Annotated in this window: 20 protein-coding genes; 7 read left to right on the forward strand and 13 right to left on the reverse strand. The window is 49.0% G+C overall.

Annotated features, from left to right (window positions below):
* From FJD32_RS01525 to FJD32_RS01545, 5 genes are read right to left on the reverse strand one after another with little or no spacing between them, the layout of a single operon-like run.
* Positions 1-663 (reverse strand): response regulator transcription factor, encoded by a 663-nt coding sequence (locus FJD32_RS01525; protein WP_140907473.1) that lies wholly within the window; start codon positions 661-663, stop codon positions 1-3.
* Positions 663-929, reverse strand: coding sequence for a PepSY domain-containing protein (locus FJD32_RS01530; RefSeq protein WP_011621049.1), 267 nt, complete (start codon positions 927-929; stop codon positions 663-665). Before FJD32_RS01530 ends, FJD32_RS01525 begins: the two co-directional genes overlap by 1 nt.
* Positions 922-1485 carry a diacylglycerol kinase gene (locus tag FJD32_RS01535; protein ID WP_140907474.1) on the reverse strand — a complete coding sequence of 188 codons (564 nt, stop codon included), beginning with the start codon at positions 1483-1485 and terminating at the stop codon, positions 922-924. Before FJD32_RS01535 ends, FJD32_RS01530 begins: the two co-directional genes overlap by 8 nt.
* A gap of 47 nt (positions 1486-1532) precedes the next feature.
* Positions 1533-1967: a DUF1924 domain-containing protein gene (locus FJD32_RS01540; protein ID WP_140907475.1), complete on the reverse strand. Its 435-nt coding sequence runs from the start codon at positions 1965-1967 to the stop codon at positions 1533-1535.
* A 33-nt stretch (positions 1968-2000) separates the two neighbouring features.
* Positions 2001-2597: a cytochrome b/b6 domain-containing protein gene (locus tag FJD32_RS01545; RefSeq protein WP_109287077.1), complete on the reverse strand. Its 597-nt coding sequence runs from the start codon at positions 2595-2597 to the stop codon at positions 2001-2003.
* Between the two features lie 207 nt (positions 2598-2804).
* Between FJD32_RS01545 and FJD32_RS01550 the strand changes: the two genes are divergently transcribed.
* Together FJD32_RS01550 and FJD32_RS01555 are read left to right on the forward strand one after the other, a co-directional pair.
* A complete protein-coding gene (locus FJD32_RS01550) occupies positions 2805-3227 on the forward strand; it encodes a DUF2809 domain-containing protein (protein WP_140907476.1) in 423 nt (140 codons plus the stop codon).
* A 28-nt stretch (positions 3228-3255) separates the two neighbouring features.
* Positions 3256-3744: a hypothetical protein gene (locus tag FJD32_RS01555; RefSeq protein ID WP_099457289.1), complete on the forward strand. Its 489-nt coding sequence runs from the start codon at positions 3256-3258 to the stop codon at positions 3742-3744.
* Here FJD32_RS01555 and FJD32_RS01560 read toward each other — a convergent pair.
* Entirely contained in the window at positions 3741-4658 is a 918-nt protein-coding gene (locus tag FJD32_RS01560; protein ID WP_099457290.1) for a LysR family transcriptional regulator, read from the reverse strand. The genes FJD32_RS01555 and FJD32_RS01560 overlap by 4 nt on opposite strands.
* 116 nt (positions 4659-4774) lie before the next feature.
* Between FJD32_RS01560 and FJD32_RS01565 the strand changes: the two genes are divergently transcribed.
* Positions 4775-5536 (forward strand): SDR family oxidoreductase, encoded by a 762-nt coding sequence (locus tag FJD32_RS01565; RefSeq protein ID WP_099457291.1) that lies wholly within the window; start codon positions 4775-4777, stop codon positions 5534-5536.
* A gap of 69 nt (positions 5537-5605) precedes the next feature.
* Here FJD32_RS01565 and FJD32_RS01570 read toward each other — a convergent pair whose 3' ends face one another.
* Entirely contained in the window at positions 5606-7126 is a 1521-nt protein-coding gene (locus FJD32_RS01570; protein ID WP_140907477.1) for an aldehyde dehydrogenase family protein, read from the reverse strand.
* Positions 7127-7493: 367 nt separating this feature from the next.
* On the opposite strand from FJD32_RS01570, the gene FJD32_RS01575 reads away from it, so the two are divergent.
* Positions 7494-9353, forward strand: a complete 1860-nt coding sequence (locus tag FJD32_RS01575; protein WP_099458485.1) for a sigma-54-dependent Fis family transcriptional regulator — start codon at positions 7494-7496, stop codon at positions 9351-9353.
* A 58-nt stretch (positions 9354-9411) separates the two neighbouring features.
* Here the strand turns inward: FJD32_RS01575 and FJD32_RS01580 are convergent, their stop codons facing one another.
* On the reverse strand, positions 9412-10761 hold the full coding sequence (locus FJD32_RS01580) for an ATP-binding protein (protein WP_140907478.1): 1350 nt from the start codon (positions 10759-10761) through the stop codon (positions 9412-9414).
* Between the two features lie 14 nt (positions 10762-10775).
* The gene (locus tag FJD32_RS01585) at positions 10776-11462 is read right to left on the reverse strand and encodes a response regulator (protein WP_086903926.1); all 687 of its coding nucleotides are present in this window, start codon (positions 11460-11462) and stop codon (positions 10776-10778) included.
* Between the two features lie 305 nt (positions 11463-11767).
* On the opposite strand from FJD32_RS01585, the gene FJD32_RS01590 reads away from it, so the two are divergent.
* The 3 genes from FJD32_RS01590 (at position 11768) to FJD32_RS01600 (ending at position 14275) form a co-directional block, all read left to right on the forward strand.
* Positions 11768-12160 carry a Spy/CpxP family protein refolding chaperone gene (locus FJD32_RS01590; protein ID WP_176370344.1) on the forward strand — a complete coding sequence of 131 codons (393 nt, stop codon included), beginning with the start codon at positions 11768-11770 and terminating at the stop codon, positions 12158-12160.
* 50 nt (positions 12161-12210) lie between these two features.
* Positions 12211-13101 carry a cation diffusion facilitator family transporter gene (locus FJD32_RS01595; protein WP_140907479.1) on the forward strand — a complete coding sequence of 297 codons (891 nt, stop codon included), beginning with the start codon at positions 12211-12213 and terminating at the stop codon, positions 13099-13101.
* Between the two features lie 616 nt (positions 13102-13717).
* Positions 13718-14275 (forward strand): porin family protein, encoded by a 558-nt coding sequence (locus FJD32_RS01600; RefSeq protein ID WP_037425095.1) that lies wholly within the window; start codon positions 13718-13720, stop codon positions 14273-14275.
* Between the two features lie 68 nt (positions 14276-14343).
* Here FJD32_RS01600 and glnG read toward each other — a convergent pair whose 3' ends face one another.
* The 4 genes from glnG to FJD32_RS01620 all read right to left on the reverse strand — a co-directional run bounded on the left by glnG (position 14344) and on the right by FJD32_RS01620 (position 18950).
* A complete protein-coding gene (gene glnG, locus FJD32_RS01605) occupies positions 14344-15759 on the reverse strand; it encodes a nitrogen regulation protein NR(I) (RefSeq protein WP_037423096.1) in 1416 nt (471 codons plus the stop codon).
* Positions 15760-15796: 37 nt separating this feature from the next.
* Positions 15797-16843 carry a nitrogen regulation protein NR(II) gene (gene glnL, locus FJD32_RS01610; protein WP_140907480.1) on the reverse strand — a complete coding sequence of 349 codons (1047 nt, stop codon included), beginning with the start codon at positions 16841-16843 and terminating at the stop codon, positions 15797-15799.
* 121 nt (positions 16844-16964) lie between these two features.
* A complete protein-coding gene (locus FJD32_RS01615; RefSeq protein ID WP_099457294.1) occupies positions 16965-17498 on the reverse strand; it encodes a DUF4124 domain-containing protein in 534 nt (177 codons plus the stop codon).
* Positions 17499-17792: 294 nt separating this feature from the next.
* On the reverse strand, positions 17793-18950 hold the full coding sequence (locus tag FJD32_RS01620; RefSeq protein ID WP_140907481.1) for an iron-containing alcohol dehydrogenase: 1158 nt from the start codon (positions 18948-18950) through the stop codon (positions 17793-17795).
* Between the last annotated feature and the right edge of the window lie 112 nt (positions 18951-19062).

Consider the following 19062-nt stretch of genomic DNA (forward strand, 5'->3'; position numbering starts at 1 on the left):
TTATGCATCCTTGAGTCGATAACCTTGGCCGCGCCGCGTCTCGATATAGTCTTTACCTAGGCGTTGGCGGAGTCGGTTGACGTACACTTCAATCACATTGCTGTCTTTGATTTGTTCCTCTTCGTAAATACGCTCACTCAACTCAGATTTGGAGACAATCTTAGTCGGGTTGGCCATTAAATAATGCAGCAGGCGATACTCAATCTTAGTCAGCTCGATTACTTCTCCTTCGGCATTGGTCACCGCTTGTTTATCCACATCGAGGGAGACGCCCGCATGTTGCAGCAGATTATCGGCGCGGCCAAAGTGGCGGCGGATCAGCGCTTCTAATCTGGCGAGCAGCTCCTCAACATGGAAAGGTTTACCGAGATAATCATCGGCGCCGGCCTTTAGGCCATCGACGCGTTCGTGCCAAGCATCGCGAGCCGTAAGAATTAACACTGGCATCAACAGACCCTTTTGGCGCCATTGGCTCAGTACGCTTAAGCCCGGCTTTCCGGGCAAGCCTAAATCGAGGATCACCGCTTCGAAGGTTTCTTCCTCACCAAGAAAAGCGCCATCGATGCCGTTATTGGCATGTTCAACTGTGTAGCCGGCCTTGTTAAGGGCGGGAATGAGCCGAGCTACTAAGTCGGCATCATCTTCAATCAAGAGTAAGCGCATTAGTCGACCTTTTCCTTAAGCCATTCACCCGTTTTGGCATCGATCTTTATCTCATAGACCACGCCATCGTCGCGCAGGATTTCGAGTTCATAGATGATGCGCCCGTGTTTTTGCTCGACCTCGAGGTCGAGCAAGCGCCCCTTAAGGCGCGACTCATAGCGTTGCATGATGGTGTCGAAGGGTAATACTTTACCCTCCTTCACCCATTCGACCACTTTGTTGGAGAGGTCTTCATCATGGGCTAGACAGCTTGGGCTGTTAATCATCCCAGCGGCCAAAGCCAGGAATATTAACGGTATCTTCATCGAATATGCCCTTCTCTGCGAGGTTATGGCAATTGCTGCATTGGCTGAATGAGCCGACTTTGGGGTTATCTTGCACCATGCGTCTTGGGAGCTCATCGTGCTTACGGATAAAAAATGCCTGCTCGGTAATTTTCTGCGGCCCCATGCCGTCAATCAAAGGTTTGCTATTTTTCATCACCTTACCATTTTGCGCAGCATGTTGAACGAGATATTGCTCAATTCTAGCCGTTGCTTCAGGCGACAGACTGGCATCATCACCAAAGTGGTTGCTTAGGTTGCTGGTAATTGCCTGCCACTTTTCGGCGGGCAGTAGATTTGCGGGATACGCCATATGGCAGCTACCGCATTCTGCTGAATATTCTGCATTTTGTGGGATGGCTTGATTATGTTCGAAGCCATCGTGGGCATAACCTGTGCCAGTAAAGGTTAAGCTGAGGCCTACGGCGCCTATCGCAAGGGCGAGGACGGTGAGTGTGGTTCCGGCAATCCAGCTTAGGGGATGGGCTTGTTTAGTCATGGTATTTCCTTAAGTTTTACTGATTAAAATCGATGTGAATAACGCCGTTATTGCAAACTCAGCCACAGCAGTACGTCACCTTTTTCTTGAGGCGTGCACTCGCGTTTAAAGGTCCAGTTACAGTTGCGGGTAAACCATTTCTCAATCTTGGCCGCATCGGTTAAACGGTGACTGGTGAGCGATGGCGCCATGGCCTCGATGGGCTTTCGGGTGTTTTGATGCATACCTGGGTCTGTCACTTTGGCGGTGTGGCAGCTGGCACAGCTGCGATCTTCACTCTGCTGTAGCCACAGTGCTTGTCCAGCGGCGGCGCTAAAGGGGCCTGCACCTTGTGCCTGATATTGTTGTAGTTGTAAGCCAATTCGCTCGGCGCTGAGTGGCAAGCTGGCGACCTTGGAATTGGCGGCATTGGCATTAACACTGCTGAGCAGTACCACAGTGAGCGTCAGTCCAATCAGGCTTTTATTCAGGTTGTTGTTCATCTTTAACTCCTTTGAACGGTCGGATTGTGACGGTTATTGATGTTCATCTTGTTGGATCAGCGGGCGCTGCTTTTTACCTGTCAGCATGGCTTTGACGAGGTTTTCCTTATGCAGCAGGCTGCTGACGATCACGCCACCGACATGGGTGACGATAAGAAACAGGCTGAAGTTGGCGAAAAACTCATGCACTTCTTTCAGTGCGCCCTCTGGCCAAGTGGCGAAAAAGCTTGTGGCCAGTGGACCTTGGCCATCGGTGGCATAAAGCGCCATGCCGGAGAAGCCTGTGAATCCTATGCTGAGGATCAGGGCGACTATCATCAGCGCGCCTGCGGGATTGTGGCCGATGTAATCCTTAGCCTTGCCCGTGAAGAGTTCTTTCAGGTAAGTCCATGCTATGCTCGGACGGGTAACAAAGTTGATAAAACGCGCATGGTGAGTGCCAATCACGCCCCATAACAGGCGAAATACCAGCAGGGTTAAGATGCTGTAGCCAGCGTAACTGTGGATGTTCATCCATTCGTCTTCACCTTCGGTGAGGTAGGCTAAGGTAAAAAAGCCCACCAATGACCAGTGAAAGATACGGATCAAGGGATCCCAGACTTTGATGTTTTGCTGCATATTTGAGGACATGATCTGTTGCTCCTAAGGTGGTGTGCTTGCAGGCTACTAAAGCCAAACTTAAACGGCGCTTAAATTTTGCGGAGTGAACTTGCCCGCTGTTCTGGTGAGCGAAATGGGTAAATAAGAGATAAATCCATCGAACTAAGCTTGTTAAGGTATTGGTTTTAAGATAGATTTTGCCGCTTCATCTTCGAGAGGTAAGGGAGCAACCTGTTTATGCCAGTCCATCTTTTTAGCCGTCAGCCCGATCGAAAATCTTTTTTAATTTATGCGGTGCTGCTGTTTATCATTGAAGTGTTGATCGCGCGTTTTGTGCCTTCGGGGTTTATTCGCGGTTTTGTCGGTGACGTGTTAGTGGTTATCCTGTTGTTTTGCATGGCGCGCACGCTAGTGCCCGTGGTGAATGCAAAAGGGGAGTCAATCAATCGGTTTTGGCACACGCCATGGTTGGCGCTGGCTGTGCTGCTGTTTGCCTTCGGTATCGAATTTGGTCAGTATTGGGGCTTAGTGGACAAGCTGGGGTTGGGCGGAAATCGTTTAGCGCGAATTGTGATTGGTAGCCATTTCGATCCACTTGATTTGCTGGCGTATTTTGTGGGATACCTGATATTGATAGGCTTGTATTGGAAGCGAAATTAGCTATTTCAAGGCACAGAAAGGATACAGCATGCAGCCGATAACAGCCTTCACACTGCGAGCATCTGATACCGAGGCGCTCACTCAGCCTTTGTATTTCAATCAGCAAGCTACTGGGGTCAATATTGCGGGAAGGCAGCTTGAGGCCCAGTACCGCTGCACTTTACCCAATGGCACCCAAGGCTATCTACTGCTGACCTCCTACGATTGCCCCTTTGAAGAATCGACTGAGTGCAGCCTGCTCAATGCTTCCTTTAAATTAGTGGCGAGTCGCTCCCTCTCGCAGAGCTATCATTCGTTTTTACTCTATGCCCATTGGCCAGTTGCCGATAATGGCCTGCGGCTGCATTACTACGATCAGTTAGTTTGGGATTTGCATATTCTGCCGAGCAGTTTAGGTCGGTTCGGCGGTCCGCGTCTCGAATTTAATCCAGTAGCCACCCCGGAGTGCGATCCTCGCACCGCAAGCTCGATGGCAGAACTGTCGCAGCGGTTAGCGAATATCGAGACTGACCGTTAACGCGATACTAAAAAAGGCGTCAGCAACTCGGTTAACCAAGCCATAAATACCTGAAGGCGTTTAGAAAGATGGCGTCTATGGGGATAGAGCAAGCTCACTGGCATTGAGGGTGCAGGGTAATCTGGCAAGATCTCTATCAGTTCGCCAGTTTGGAGATATTTTGCCACCCCAATATTCGGCGCTTGAATAATCCCTAAACCCGCCAGACAGGCCGCGCTGTAGGCATCGGCATTATTGACTGTGATTAGCTTGGGTAAGGCTAGGGCGCATAGTTCGTGATTATCTGGGCTTAGATACTCAAATCCTGAATCGCTACCGCCTAACTGGCCAACGTAATGGATGAGCTTATGCCCTTGGCTAAGCTCTTCTATATTCGATGGTTTGCCGTATTTTGCGATATAGCTTGGGCTTGCGCAGTTCAACATCTTAAAGTGGCCAATCTTTTTAGCGATAACACCTTCTTGCTGCACGCTGCCTACGCGGATCACGCAGTCAAAACCTTCGGCGACGATATCGACCTTGCGGTCGGTACTGCTTAGCTCCAACTCAATTTGGGGATATTGCTCAATAAAGTCAGGAAGATGAGGAAGCACTAAGTTACGTGCAATCCCCGTGGACATATCGACTCTTAAGCGACCCGAAACTTGCGTCGCCTGCAACTGGAAAAGGCTTTCTAGTTCTTGATAGTCGGTGAGCAAGTTTTTACAGCGCTCATAACAACTTATGCCATCTTGAGTGAGGCGCACAGTACGAGTGGTACGTTGTAGTAAACGTGCACCTAACGCGGTTTCGAACTGAGCTACCACATTCGACACATGGGTTTTCGACAGACCTAGGCTGATACTGGCTTGAGTAAAACTCTCTAATTCAGCCACCCGCATAAAAATTTGCATGGCTTGCAGTCTATCTTGCATCGCAATTGTTCTCTAATAGCTAACAGTCTTGCCATTTATAGTGTGTTTATCCCTCTTTGTGCAAGTAATAAGCTGTGTGCGGCGGCATTAACATAGATGAATGAAGAGGATACACAATGAACACAACTCCCATCGCGCTGATCACTGGTGCAAGCCGTGGCTTAGGTAAAAATGCGGCCCTGACCATAGCCGCACAAGGTGTTGATATTATTCTAACTTACCAAAGTAATGCCGCTGCGGCCGCCGAGGTGGTAGCGGAAATTGAATGGCACGGACGCAAGGCTGTCGCGTTACCGTTAGATGTGGGTAATAGCCAGTCCTTTAGTGATTTTTCTCAACGCGTTAAAACCGCACTCGAACAGACTTGGCAGCGGGATAGTTTTAACTATCTAGTTAATAATGCTGGGATTGGTATCCATGTGCCCATGGCTGAAACCAGTGTGGAGCAGTTCGATACTTTGATGAATATTCATGTCAAAGGGCCTTTCTTTTTAACTCAGGCACTGCTGCCTCTGCTTGCTGATAACGGCAGTATTATCAATGTCTCTACAGGGTTAACGCGCTTTGCTATCCCAGGGTTTGGCGCCTACGCCACCATGAAAGGCGCGGTCGAAACCATGACCAAATACTGGGCGAAGGAGCTTGGTCCACGGGGCATTCGCGTTAATGTGCTGGCTCCCGGTGCAATCGAAACGGACTTTGGCGGTGGTGCGGTGCGGGATAACCCTCAGATGAATGAGTTTTTAGCGCAGCAAACGGCGTTGGGGCGTGTGGGATTACCCGAGGATATTGGCGGTGCAATCAGTGTCTTGTTGTCACCCGCCGCGGCGTGGATAAACGCACAACGTATCGAGGCATCGGGTGGTATGTTTTTATAGTTCTACCCGATAAAAATAAAGAAAGGGCCAATGGCCCTTTCTTGTTATCAAGGCAAGGTTTCTGCTCGGTTAGAAGAACCCGAGCGGATTGATATCGTAACTCACCAAGAGGTTTTTGGTGTTTTGATAGTGATTGAGCATCATCTTGTGGGTTTCACGGCCGATGCCTGACTTCTTATAACCGCCAAAGGCCGCGTGGGCAGGATAGGCGTGGTAGCAGTTAATCCATACGCGGCCAGCCTGAATGCCTCGACCTAGACGCTGGGCGCGGTTCATGTCCCGCGTCCATACACCCGCACCAAGGCCGTATTCGGTATCGTTGGCAATTGCCAAGGCTTCGGCTTCATCCTTAAAGGTGGTGACCGAAATAACCGGACCGAAGATTTCCTCTTGGAAAATCCGCATCTTATTATGGCCTTTCATGATCGTTGGGCTGATGTAATAGCCTTTGCTTTGCTCGCCTTCGAGTTGGCAGAGCGAGCCGCCTAAGAGCACCTGCGCGCCTTCATCTTTACCGATCGCGAGATAGCTTAAGATCTTATCGAACTGTTCTTGGGAGGCCTGTGCGCCCACTTGGGTGGCGGTATCCAGCGGGTTGCCCTGCTTGATGGTTTGCGCACGGGCGAGCACTTTTTCGATAAAGCGATCGTAAATCGACTCTTGGATTAACACTCTTGATGGGCAAGTACAGACTTCACCTTGGTTGAAGAAGGCCAGCAACATACCTTCGACGGCTTTATCTAAATACTCGTCTTCGTGGTCCATCACATCGGCGAAATAGAGGTTAGGCGATTTACCGCCGAGTTCTACGGTCGATGGGATCAGTGATTCGGCTGCACATTTTAAGATGTGGTAACCGACTTCGGTGGAACCAGTAAAGGCCAGTTTAGCGATGCGTTTGCTGGTGGCGAGGGCTTGGCCCGCTTCGGCGCCAAATCCGTTGACGACGTTGAGGATGCCGGGCGGCAGCAGATCTTCAATCAGTTCGAGTAGCACAAGGATAGAGACGGGTGTTTGCTCGGCGGGTTTGAGCACCACACAGTTACCTGCGGCGAGCGCAGGGGCGATTTTCCATGCCGCCATCAACAGCGGGAAGTTCCACGGAATGATTTGCCCGACGACACCTAAAGGTTCAGGGAAGTGATAGCTGACGGTGTTGCCATCAATATCAGCAGCACTGCCTTCCTGTGCTCGAATGCAGCCAGCGAAGTAACGGAAATGGTCTACAAACAGAGGCAAGTCGGCGTTGAGAGTTTCACGCACCGCTTTGCCGTTTTCCCAGGTTTCGGCAACGGCTAAGTATTCGAGATTTTGCTCAACGCGATCGGCGATACGCAGCAGTAAATTCGCACGCTCGGTGACCGAGGTTTTTCCCCATGCATCCTTAGCGGCATGGGCCGCATCGAGCGCCAGTTCGATATCGCGATAGTCGGAGCGGGGAATTTTACAGAAGTTTTGACCATTGACGGGGGAGCGATTATCGAAGTATTCGCCGTTAACTGGGGCGACCCATTTGCCACCGATAAAGTTGGCGTATTTTTCTTTAAAGTTAACGATGGCACCAGGAGTTCCGGGTTGAGCATAAATCATAGTGTTATTCCTTCTGTGGCTGCCGAAAACGCTAAATGTGTAGCGTCTCAGCATGGGTCTTGTTGAAATGGGTTTGAGCACTGTTGTTATTTTTATCCTTTGCCAAGAGTTAACTGACAAAGCTATTGATTAAGTTATTGTTCTCTTACGCAACACTCGAGTACTGCGTACAAACAGACATCGCAAGGACAGTGCCAAACTGGCAGGAGTTGTACACTTGTTGAGCTAACAGTATGATGAAAAGCTAATTTTGCAGATCCCAAACAATGGGGGCACTCACGGAAGGAAAGGTGCCCTGTGGTCATTTTGTCATCCAACGACACACCATGGGTGTGCCAAAATGGAACAGCGCTCGGGGAGCTTGGCTATGACAGTAAAACCGCATTTTCCAACCACACAGGCATGGTTAACCGATTCATGGCAGCGCAGCTTAGGTGCTGGCTTGTCAGAGTTTCGTGCTGGTGAGGATCTCAGGCTCACGCGCGCTGAACTCAAACACAAACATGAACAATATCAGCAACTCATCGAATTAGTACAATCCCATGCCTTGCCGCTATTTAATCAACTAATGGCGCACTCTAATAGTCGATTATTGCTCTCCGATGCTGACGGTTATGTGCTGAAACATTGGGGCGTGAGTCGTTATTCCAGTAAGTTAGCGGATGTAGCGCTTGATATTGGGGTTAACTGGCTTGAACAGTATAAAGGCACCAATGCCATAGGTACGGCGCTCATGGCCAAACAGGCGGTGTCAGTGGTCGGTGAGCAGCATTTTATCCGCCAAAATCGTTTTATGAGTTGCACTGCTTGCCCTATTTTTTCACCCCAAGGCGAGATGCTCGGAGTGCTCGATATCACCAGTGAGCAACAGCGGCATTCACAGCAGACCTTAATGTTAGTGTCGAGTCTGGCGCAGCAGGTTGAGACTGCGTTGTTGTGCCATCTGCCCGATAGTCACTATCGGATTGATTTAGCCGCTGAACCGAGTTTATTAAGTTCTGGCTGGCAAGGCATAGTGATCGCTGACAGTGATGGGCGAATTGTGGGTTGTAATCCCATGGCAAAACAATTGCTGAGTCAAGCCAAGCTGGGCGATAGCCTCGAGCTGCATTTTGGGGATAGCTGGACGCGTACGGGGGGCTTTAATCGGGATTTGGCCCTGCACTTACAGACTCAGGCGTTGGGTGTTACGCAGACCAAAAGTGCGAAGACGATTCAAGATAAGCCGCAGAGTCAATTGGGGGTAAGGTTTCGCGATCCCTTGCTTGAGCGGGCTTGGCAGCAAGCGAATAAGGTCATCACTAAACAAATCCCTTTGCTGGTGCTTGGCGAAACGGGTGTCGGCAAGGAGCAATTTGTGAAAAAGCTCCACGCCCAGAGTGCCCGCCGCGCGCAGCCGTTAGTGGCGGTGAATTGCGCCGCCTTGCCCGCTGAGTTAGTTGAGTCTGAGTTATTTGGCTATCAGGCAGGGGCTTTTACTGGCGCTAATCGAACTGGTTTTATCGGTAAGATCCGCCAAGCCCACGGTGGTTTTTTGTTCCTCGATGAAATTGGCGAGATGCCACTGGCGGCGCAGAGCCGGTTACTCCGGGTGCTGCAGGAGCGTGAGGTCGTTCCTGTCGGCAGTAATCAAAGTGTTAAGGTCGATATTCAGATCATCGCCGCGACCCATATGGATTTAGAGTCGCTGGTGGCGCAGGGGCTGTTCCGTCAGGATTTGTTTTATCGCCTAAATGGATTGCAGGTGCGGCTGCCTGCGCTACGTGAGCGGCAGGATATTGAGCGCATTATCCATAAATTGCACCGCCGTCACCGCAGTAGCGCGCAAACCTTGTGTACTGAGTTGTTGGCGCAGCTAATGCGTTACGATTGGCCCGGCAACCTAAGGGAGCTGGATAACCTAATGCAGGTGGCGTGTTTGATGGCCGAAGGTGAGGCCGTACTCGAGATAAATCATCTCCCCGATTACCTTGCTCAAAAGCTAATGGATCTGGCGTTTGAGCCGCACACCTTAACTGAGGTTGTCGACGCGGAAACCACGGCGCATCCGTACGAACTGGCCGAGTCTAGCTCCGCCACCATCGACTCGCTCCATGGAACCATAAATCTGAACGTGTTGCAGGCTTACCGCGCCTGCGAGGGTAATGTGAGCCAATGTGCTAAGCGTTTGGGGATTAGCCGTAATGCCTTGTATCGCAAATTAAAACAGCTAGGGATTAAGAATTAACGGCAGTTGGTTGTTGATAATATAAGCCCCGCTAACAGTGTTAGCGGGGCTTATGTTTTTAGGTCGGTAAACTGATATTGACTTCAAGGCCGTGGGGCTGACGATTCTCGGCTCTGATTTTGCCTTTATGGGCGCTAATGGCTGCTTCGGTAATGGCGAGTCCTAGGCCCCAACCACCGCTTTCCCGCTGCCTTGCCGAATCGGGGCGATAGAAGGGTTTAAAAATCGCTTCAAGTTCAGCAGGATCTATCCCCGGGCCATCGTCTTTAATGGTGATCTGTACTTGGCCGCTGGCTTGGCTCGCGCGCAGGTGGATATCGCTCTGGGCATAACGAATCGCGTTGCGCAGCAGGTTTTCTATCGCGCGAGACAGGGATTTCGGATAATGGCTGAGTTCGATGGCTTCATCGATATCGATAGTGATCTTCTTACCCTGTTGATCGGCTTCAAACTCGGCGTCATCCAACACTTGACTGAGGGACTCGGCTAAGCCAAGGCGCACCTTGGTCTCATTGGTGCTGAGTTTGACCCGCGACAACTCCAAGAGCTCTGCGATCAATTTCTCTAGTTGCTCGGCCTCGTAGGCGATACGGTCGGTTTCCGTAGTCTGTTGGCCTTTCTTGCGGGCCAATGCCAGTGATAATTGTAGGCGGGTCAGTGGGGTGCGCAGTTCGTGGGAAATATCCCCCATCAAACGTTGCTGATTCTTCACCATGGCTTCGATCGAATCCGCCATGCTATTAAAGGCGGTGGCGAGCTGGCCGATTTCATCGTTACGTTGAGTGGTCGCCTTATCGACGCGATTGCTGAGATCACCTTCGGCGAGGGCATCGGCACTTTTCTTGAGCGAGTTTAATGGTTTACCTAAATGCCAAGCGAGTATGGCGCACAGTAATCCCGAGAGCACTATGGCTAGGCTTAGGGTGAGTAGCTTGTTTTCAATAAAGAAGAAGAACCAGGGACGAGGGTGAATATCCGGCAAGCGACCATAGAGATAGTAGGTTTCACCCTGAAGGGTAAATTGGTGTGGGCCGAAGACCAATTCATCTTTAAACTGATGACTAATCGGCTGTTTTTCCTCGTCGGTCATTAGCATAAAACTGCGTACGCCACGGCTGATTCTATTGGTGTTAATCACTTGGCCTTGGCTGTTGGCCAGATAGAGCCTAGGGGGTTTGCCCTCCATATCACCACGTCTTTCCCAGCGGCGCAGAAAATCAGATGTGACTAGCTCGGGATTGTCTTGAATACGCTGCGCTATGCTTGCCAGCACTTTTTGCAGATGCGGCGGAATTGGGGCGCGGTCGTGATTTTGTTGCAACAAAGGCAACAGCCCGACTAAGGCAATAATCAACGAACTACAGAGCCAAAATCCGAGCAGTAACTTGATAAATAAGCGATTAGGCACAGTTGTTCCCGTCGTTATGGTAGCCAGATATAGCCTTTGCCACGGATAGTTTTCACCCTAGGTCTGCCATCGCTACGCTCGGGGAGTTTTTTGCGTAGATTCGAGAGGTGCATATCTAGGCTGCGGTCGAAGGGCATGAGTTTTTTGCCGAGCACCATCTCGTTAAGCTCTTCTTTATTCATCAACTCGCCAGCATGGAGCGCTAAGGTGTGTAGCAGGGTAAACTCGGTTCCCGTGAGGATAATCAGTTGCTCATTGCAGTAGGCTTCTTGGCGTGAGGGATCTAAGCGCAAATCGCCAAATTCCTGCGCTGGGGTGGCGTGGATCTCTTGGGCGGTTAAGTGTGAGCGGCGAATGATGGCGCGAATCCGAGCGATAAGCTCCCTGTCATTAAAGGGTTTAGGTAAATAGTCATCGGCACCGATTTCAAGCCCTACCACACGGTCAATTTCATCACCTCTGGCGGTGAGCATCAGCACCGGTGTTTGCTTGTGTTGGCGAAGGGCGCGTAGCACTTCAAAACCGTTTAATTTAGGTAACATCACATCGAGTAAGATCAGATCGTAATCCCCCGCTAGGGCCAGTTCTAGGCCTTGCTTGCCATCATAGGCCAGCGTGAGTTTAAACCCTTCGAGCTCGAGTAATTGTCCGAGGAGTTCTGATAAACCAAGATCATCATCGATTAATAATATCCGACTCATAGTGTTCCTTAATCTGGGTGAACTGGTGTGAAAGACTCAAAGCGATGTGCTAAACCACAGACGGCTTGAGTATTTTGCCTGAGTATACCTCTTTTGATGTCAATTGCTGTGTAGCAATGTAAGCCAAAGTAAAGAATAGGGAATTTGTTAGTTCTTGTCGCAACTTTACACTGATTTACTCAGGTCACGCCCTCACTTACATATGACGCTTTAGACTGTAATCGTCGAAAGTGATTCGGCTTTTAAAAGGGTCGTCACTGTATCTTGTCTTTACAACATAACGTTGAACTATTGAGGTTAACATGATGAAAACATTATCTCCTTTTAAAGCAGGCCTATTTGCCATCCTAGCAAGCTCCGCGGTATTCGCGACGACAGTTAATGCCGAGCCAGGCCAAGGTTGTGACCATCCTCGTGGCGAGTTTCATAAACGTGGCGATCGCATGGAGCATGATGGCATGCATAGAATGTTCGAAGGATTAGACTTAACTGATGCACAAAAAGCAGACATTAAAAAGCTGTTTGCTGAGCAACGCGCCGCACGTAGCGACGACAAGCCGTGCAAGGAGGAGCGTTCAGCGCATCGTGCTGAAATGCAGGCGATGCAGAATCAAATCTACAATCTGCTGACACCTGAACAGCAAGCTAAGTTTAAAGCGCGATTTGAAGCACAAGCTGGTAAAGAACCTCGCGGTTAAGCTTGTAAGCTGATATACAATAGGGTCATAGCTTCCCGATATAGACCCTTATGACTCAGACTTCCCAATACGATTTTTGGGTCAAACTGGCTAGTCGCGCTTCCGTGGCTACCGCTTTGACCCTTATTCTTATCAAGCTGTTAGCTTGGTTATATTCTGGCTCGGCCAGTATGCTGGCATCCTTAACGGACTCCTTCGCCGACGCACTCGCCTCAATCATCAACTTTATCGCCATTCGTTATGCCATCGTCCCCGCCGACCATGACCACAGATACGGCCACGGTAAAGCGGAGCCATTAGCGTCGTTGGCGCAATCGGCCTTTATTATGGGCTCGGCATTCCTGCTGCTGTTTTATGGTGGAGAGCGGTTACTGAATCCCGCCCCGGTTGAGCACGCAACTTTAGGTGTGGTGGTCTCAGTTGTCGCGATTGTGTTGACATTAGCATTAGTGATGTTGCAAAAGCGGGCGCTGGCGGCGACCAATAGTACGGTAGTCGAAGCCGATTCGTTGCACTATAAGTCGGATTTATTCCTCAATGGCGCAGTATTGCTCGCACTCGTTTTGTCCCAATATGGTTGGTGGTGGGCCGATGGGCTCTTTGCCGTGCTTATCGCTTGCTATATCGGCCAACAGGCTTTTGATTTAGGTTACCGCTCGATTCAAGCATTGTTAGATCGTGAGTTAGATGAAGAAACCCGCCAGCGGATAAAACAAATTGCTAAGGAAGATCCAAGAGTATTAGGGCTTCATGATTTACGGACGCGCCAAGCAGGTAAAACCATTTTTATTCAATTCCATTTGGAGTTAGACGGCCATTTAAGCCTAAACGAGGCCCACAGTATTGCCGATACCACAGGGCTTAGGGTAAAGGCCGCCTTTGAAGATGCCGAGGTGATTATTCACCAAGATCCCGTACAAGTGGAGCCAATGACTCAATAACCGCGGTAAAACACTAAAGCGATTATTGACATACCAAAGGAGTGGTTATGCCATGGATGCAGCGGCAGTCTCACCTGTTTGATGCTAATACGCGGCTCATCTGCCGTTATCATCGATTGTCGACTCACTCGCTTTGAGTTGATTGCCGAGCATGTCCCCAGCGCGAGCGGGGGACTTGACTCAAACCTCTCTGATCATAATCTAGTGAATCTTCCTATGGGCGTTTGGAGCGAGCTTATCCTGCGTCAATCCTTATATTATTGGCCGAGAATTATTCCGTTCAATATTGCGCAGCGGGAGTATCGACTACATGTTTGGCCATTATTAATGTGGCGCAGCCGGGTAATTTGTGCACAATCGAGAAAAGTTATGATTAGTGAATGCCTCGATGAGCGAAAACGTCGTTCCCTTATTCTCTAGTGTTATTTCGCGATTATGAATGTATTGCGAGTCGTTAGTTAATGCTTAAGTCTCTTCTCATACATGCTCGTTTTATTTAAAGCTGAATGCTTTCTGTATAAAGTGTATTTAGCCTTTACAAACTATTACTCTTATTTTGTGTTTGTTATATTATTCGCGGCGTTTACTACTTAGGTTAACTCATTAGGGAAATGTAATGAAAAAACTATCTTTAGTTGCGGGTTCTTTACTAGCAGTATTAGTGACAGGCCAAGCTGTAGCGGCAGCTGACACCACAGGTTTTTATGTGGGTGGTGCACTAAATCGCGTGACTGTTGATGTGCTTGATGATGGAGAAACAGGGACAGGTTTCGGTGTATACGGTGGTTACAACTTTAACGAATGGTTTGGTTTAGAGGCGAATTTATTTGCAACTGGCGATTTAGGCGATAACGATGTCGATATTTCTGCGGGTGCACTTACTTTTACACCTAAGTTTACTATGCAAATCAATGATATGTTCTCAGCTTATGCAAAGGTCGGTGTTGCATCTATGGCTATGAATATTGACGGTTTTGGTTTTGATGAAGATTTCACAGGCTATGGCTGGACCTACGGTGTTGGTATTAACGCTGCTGTGACAGAGCATTTAAATGTTCGCTTGAGTTACGATGTTACTAGCGGTGATTTAGACGCTGACCACAATTATTTAAATGTGAAAGATATCGATACCGATATTAAACAACTGGCGATTGGTGTGCATTACCAGTTCTAATTATTTAGATTTAATCTAAATAATAAAAAAGGGATATCACTATCCCTTTTTTGCTTTTAAATGGATGGTTAATCCATAGACAATTCTTTCAGTTTTCGCGTTAAAGTATTTCTGCCCCAGCCTAAACGTTTTGCCGCTTCTTGTTTATGCCCTTGTGTATGTCTCAATGCGGTTTCGAGTAATATGCGCTCAAAGGCAGGCTGTACTTCGGTTAATAAATCGCTATTTCCCTCAGACAGTTTTTGGTCGATCCACTCGGTGAGTGCCGATTGCCAATCTTGGCTGCCTTTTGCCATAGGATTAATACTGGTAGGTTCCTTAAGTAACTCGGGCGGCAAGTCTTGGGGCAGGATTTCTTGTCCTGAGGCCATGACGGTGAGCCAGCGACAAGTGTTCTCGAGTTGTCTAACGTTGCCCGGCCATGGCAATTGCGATAGCTTAGCGGCGGTCTCCTTGGTGAGGATTTTGGCTTCGACACCAATCTCCTTGGCGGCGGAGGCTAAAAAGTGGCTAGCAAGCTGAGGAATATCCTCACGGCGTTGTGACAGCGGTGGCAAATGGATACGAATCACATTGAGGCGGTGGAATAAGTCTTCCCTAAATCCGCCTTTTAGGACTAATTGCTCAAGATCTTGGTGGGTGGCAGCAATGATGCGCACATCCACTTGTACAGCACTGTGGCCGCCGACTCGATAAAACTGTCCATCGGCGAGAACCCGTAGCAAACGGGTTTGCACGTCTAGCGGCATATCGCCGATTTCATCTAAAAACAGGGTGCCGCCGTTAGCTTGCTCAAAGCGCCCTTGACGCACGTTAGCCGCACCAGTAAAGGCGCCTTTTTCGTGGCCAAACAGTTCTGATTCGATTAAATCCTTGGGAATCGCCGCCATATTCAAGGCGATAAAAGGTTTATCTTTACGCGGACTGTGCTTATGCAGTGCGCCTGCGACTAGCTCTTTACCTGTGCCTGATTGGCCATTGATCAGTACGCTGATTGAAGAGCGCGACAACCTACCAATGGCACGAAACACTTCCTGCATCGCGGGGGCTTCACCGATAATTTCGGGGGTTTTGACTTGAGTTTCCTGCGCCGCTGGCGTTGGACTTTGCTCTGTTGCATGGGTCAGCGCACGCTCAACGAGGGAAATTGCTTCATCAATATCAAAGGGTTTTGGCAAATACTCAAACGCCCCAGCTTGATAGGCACTCACGGCACTGTCTAAGTCCGAATGCGCCGTCATGATGATAACGGGAATATGCGGATAGTGGATTTGCAGTCTTTCAAGCAGAGTTAAGCCATCGGTGCCCGGCATACGAATATCCGAGACGATGACCCGTGGTTGGGCAATCTCTAATGCTTGCCAAAGTGATTCGGCCGCAGCAAAGCTGGCGGTGCTGAGTTTAGCGCCTTGGAGCGCTTTTTCGAGCACCCAACGTATTGAGCTATCATCGTCGAGGATCCACACTTGTTCACTGATTCGCATTTTGCTTCCTCATACGGTATGTGTTGGTTTTGCTTAATTATTTGGCACTTAAAATCGGTAGAGAGATAATAAATTCTGTGTGTCCTGGGCTGGAGACGCAATCAATTCTGCCCGAGTGTAATCTGGCAATGTTGTGGGCAATCGATAGACCCAGCCCAGAACCTTGCTCACGGCTGGTGACCATGGGATAAAACAGTGTGTCCATGAGCTCAGGTGGAATGCCTGGGCCATTGTCGATAATGGACAGGGTCAGTACGAGCTTGTGGCGCTGCGAACCGATAGTGACTTGGTGTTGCGTGCGGGTGCGGATCAGGATTTCACCGCCAGTATACTCGAGGGCTTGCACCGCATTCTGCAAAATATTCAACACCGCTTGCTGCATTTGATCTGGGTCCATCTCGATATCGGGAATCGAAGGATCATAATCCCGCTTCAACTGGATATTGGCTGGCAGTGCGATTTCCACCAGCTTGTACACTTTTTGCACCACTTGATGAATGTTATGCAGGCTATGTTGAGTGGGGCGCTGCGGGCCGAGCAGTCGGTCGACTAAGCTACGCAGCCGATCAGCTTGTTCGATGATGAGATTAGTAAATTCCTTTTGCGCGGGATCGTCGAGTTCCCGCGAGAGCAATTGCGCTGCGCCACGCAAGCCGCCTAAGGGGTTTTTAATCTCATGGGCTAAGTTACGCACTAAGAATTGTGCCGCCTGCTGCTGTGCATCTTGGCTAAGTTGCTGGTGGATTCGTCGTTGTTGGTCGACTTGCCTAAGTTCAAGCAGGCTCAGCTGTGCTTCATCCTCGAGCGGGATCAGTGTCAGATCGACGGTGTGATGCTGGGCATCTAAGGTGACTAACGTCGCGGTGTTAACGGTGAGACTTTGCCCAGCCTTTACCGCATCGCTAAGGAGCTGAGCGTCGACACCAAGCGCTTGATAATGCTCGGGTAATGCTTGTTCGACTAGCCTGTGGCTACCGACACCTAACAGTTGCTCTGCAGCGGCGTTGGCATAACAAGGCTTAAGATCCTTATCGATGACCAGTACCGCGGTCACTAAATGATTGAGCAGAGTCTCTTTATCCATCTACCGTTCCTGAAAATAGGGTTGCACCCTTATGTTGCACCGATTTGGTGCATGCTGCAACTCGACTTCGTCAAACGGCTTAATGTATTTCTTACAACCTAACTAATTATTATTAAACAACTTAATTTGATTTTGGTTGCTTTTTAGGTGCTGGAGTCATCGCCGCTTGATGAAGAAATATCTTTCTTGGTGAGCTAGATGCAAAGACTTTGCCGTTTTGAGTCATCGCATCGACAACAATGGTATGTTCACCTCTGTCGATGTTGTTCAACTGAAATGTGCCGCCAATTTGGGGTTGGCCGATGGCTTTACCATCGAGTTTAAGGGCCATCAAATATTGGCTCTTGATTTCAGGGGTTACTGTGGCTGTGACTTGGAAATCGCCATTATTATCCCTGACGGTTTCCTCTTCTTCGGGGGAAGTTATGACGACTTGGTATTTGGTTTGTTCAATGGCTTGCGAATCATTTGTATCAGGGTTTACGGGGGGAAGGGTAATTTGGTTTAGCGTTTTTTCTTTTAATTCAACAATCTCAGCATTTGGATGTGGCTCATCGGAATAATGAACTTTACCGTCCTTATCGACCCACTTATATACTGTTGCCTGCGCGAATAAGCTAAGCAGCACTAAGCTGATGAGAGTAAATAAACGCATGCAAAAATCCTTTTATCAGTAAGATAAGATTATCCAAGAGTAGTCGTTTTTTCATCAAAAATCATGGTGTTTGTGCATCAGTAATGAGGATTTATCGGCGATAAACGGGTCTGCAAGATGACAAGGTGTGACTGAATGATGACGTTAACGCCATTACAAATATTTCTTTAAAACTTGATGCCCCTAAGTGTGAGTACCCTTTGCCCCGTTTGAGGGAATATCAACGCACCATTATGGTGCGTTGATGGCCTTAAGCCTCACGGTCGCATGGGATTGCAGAGGCGTGAGATTGAACTATAAGGCGAGGGTTAAAATGTCGCGGCTCATGGCGGGATCGATATTGCCATGTTCACCTAAAGCAACCATGCCATGTTTCTCGAGTTGAGCAACAACCGCATCGACAGCTTCTTTACCTAAATCATAGCCAGATAAGTGCGTTGCAATGCCCATGTCTTCGAAAAATGCTTGGGTTTTCGCAATCGCGGCCTCGATTCGTTCGTCTTCGGAGCCTGTGGTGATATGCCATACTCTGTCTGCAAATTGCAGTAATTTTTCACGTTTAGCCGTTTTAGTGCAGCGTAATAGTGCTGGCAAGACAATAGCTAAGGTACGGGCATGGTCAATATCATAGAGTGCGGTGAGCTCATGGCCAATCATGTGAGTTGCCCAATCATGCGGAACGCCTGTGGCAATCGTGCCATTGAGTGCCATAGTCGCGACCCACATCAAGTTAGCGCGGATATCGTAATCTTCAGGTTTTGTGAGTGCTTGTGGGCCTAATTCAATCAAAATTTGCAGTAAACCTTCGGCAAATCTGTCCTGTACCGCGGCATTGACTGGGTAAGTGAGATATTGCTCGGTGATATGCACAAACGCATCGACAACACCGTTCGCCACTTGTCTTTCCGGTAGGGTAAAGGTTTTGGTGGGATCGAGGATGGAGAATTGTGGATACACTAAATCGTTACGGAATGGCAGCTTTGCTTTCAAAGATTTACGGGTCACCACACTGGCATTGTTCATCTCTGAACCTGTGGCCGGTAGGGTTAATACCGAGCCAAATGGCATGGCTTTGGTCACCTTGGTGCCCCAGCTCGTGAGAATATCCCAAGGCTCGCCTTCAAATACCGCAGCCGCGGCAACAAACTTAGTGCCATCGATGACCGAACCGCCACCAACGGCGAGTAAGAAGTCGATATGTAATTCACGTACTTGCGCGACCGCTTGCATCAGAGTTTCGTAGGTTGGATTGGGTTCGATCCCCTCAAATTCGACCACAAAACGATTTCCAAGCGCTTGTTTTACTTCAGCTAAGGTACCTGTTCGTTTGGCGCTGCTGCCGCCAAATAGCACCATCACTCTGGCATTGCTAGGCACTAAGGTGTCGATTTCAGCTATGGTATTTTTACCAAAATGAATACGAGTTGGATTGTAGTAGGTGAAATTAAACATACTGCTATTTGTCCTATGGTTGGAAAATAAATTTAGTAGACCAGTCGTCTATATTTGTTTGGCTACTAAATGATAAATCAAGCCGACGAGGCGATATTTCATTGTTCATTAA

Origin of the sequence: Shewanella sp. LC6 (genome assembly GCF_006385735.2) — a bacterium.
Lineage (GTDB): Bacteria > Pseudomonadota > Gammaproteobacteria > Enterobacterales > Shewanellaceae > Shewanella > Shewanella xiamenensis.

Bases quoted from the DNA above. Each gene is read 5' to 3' on its own strand.
- FJD32_RS01525 (WP_140907473.1), bottom strand. From the start codon at position 663: ATGCGCTTACTCTTGATTGAAGATGATGCCGACTTAGTAGCTCGGCTC.
- FJD32_RS01530 (WP_011621049.1), bottom strand. From the start codon at position 929: ATGATTAACAGCCCAAGCTGTCTAGCCCATGATGAAGACCTCTCCAAC.
- FJD32_RS01535 (WP_140907474.1), bottom strand. From the start codon at position 1,485: ATGACTAAACAAGCCCATCCCCTAAGCTGGATTGCCGGAACCACACTC.
- FJD32_RS01540 (WP_140907475.1), bottom strand. From the start codon at position 1,967: ATGAACAACAACCTGAATAAAAGCCTGATTGGACTGACGCTCACTGTG.
- FJD32_RS01545 (WP_109287077.1), bottom strand. From the start codon at position 2,597: ATGTCCTCAAATATGCAGCAAAACATCAAAGTCTGGGATCCCTTGATC.
- FJD32_RS01550 (WP_140907476.1), top strand. From the start codon at position 2,805: ATGCCAGTCCATCTTTTTAGCCGTCAGCCCGATCGAAAATCTTTTTTA.
- FJD32_RS01555 (WP_099457289.1), top strand. From the start codon at position 3,256: ATGCAGCCGATAACAGCCTTCACACTGCGAGCATCTGATACCGAGGCG.
- FJD32_RS01560 (WP_099457290.1), bottom strand. From the start codon at position 4,658: ATGCAAGATAGACTGCAAGCCATGCAAATTTTTATGCGGGTGGCTGAA.
- FJD32_RS01565 (WP_099457291.1), top strand. From the start codon at position 4,775: ATGAACACAACTCCCATCGCGCTGATCACTGGTGCAAGCCGTGGCTTA.
- FJD32_RS01570 (WP_140907477.1), bottom strand. From the start codon at position 7,126: ATGATTTATGCTCAACCCGGAACTCCTGGTGCCATCGTTAACTTTAAA.
- FJD32_RS01575 (WP_099458485.1), top strand. From the start codon at position 7,494: ATGACAGTAAAACCGCATTTTCCAACCACACAGGCATGGTTAACCGAT.
- FJD32_RS01585 (WP_086903926.1), bottom strand. From the start codon at position 11,462: ATGAGTCGGATATTATTAATCGATGATGATCTTGGTTTATCAGAACTC.
- FJD32_RS01590 (WP_176370344.1), top strand. From the start codon at position 11,768: ATGAAAACATTATCTCCTTTTAAAGCAGGCCTATTTGCCATCCTAGCA.
- FJD32_RS01595 (WP_140907479.1), top strand. From the start codon at position 12,211: ATGACTCAGACTTCCCAATACGATTTTTGGGTCAAACTGGCTAGTCGC.
- FJD32_RS01600 (WP_037425095.1), top strand. From the start codon at position 13,718: ATGAAAAAACTATCTTTAGTTGCGGGTTCTTTACTAGCAGTATTAGTG.
- glnG (WP_037423096.1), bottom strand. From the start codon at position 15,759: ATGCGAATCAGTGAACAAGTGTGGATCCTCGACGATGATAGCTCAATA.
- glnL (WP_140907480.1), bottom strand. From the start codon at position 16,843: ATGGATAAAGAGACTCTGCTCAATCATTTAGTGACCGCGGTACTGGTC.
- FJD32_RS01615 (WP_099457294.1), bottom strand. From the start codon at position 17,498: ATGCGTTTATTTACTCTCATCAGCTTAGTGCTGCTTAGCTTATTCGCG.
- FJD32_RS01620 (WP_140907481.1), bottom strand. From the start codon at position 18,950: ATGTTTAATTTCACCTACTACAATCCAACTCGTATTCATTTTGGTAAA.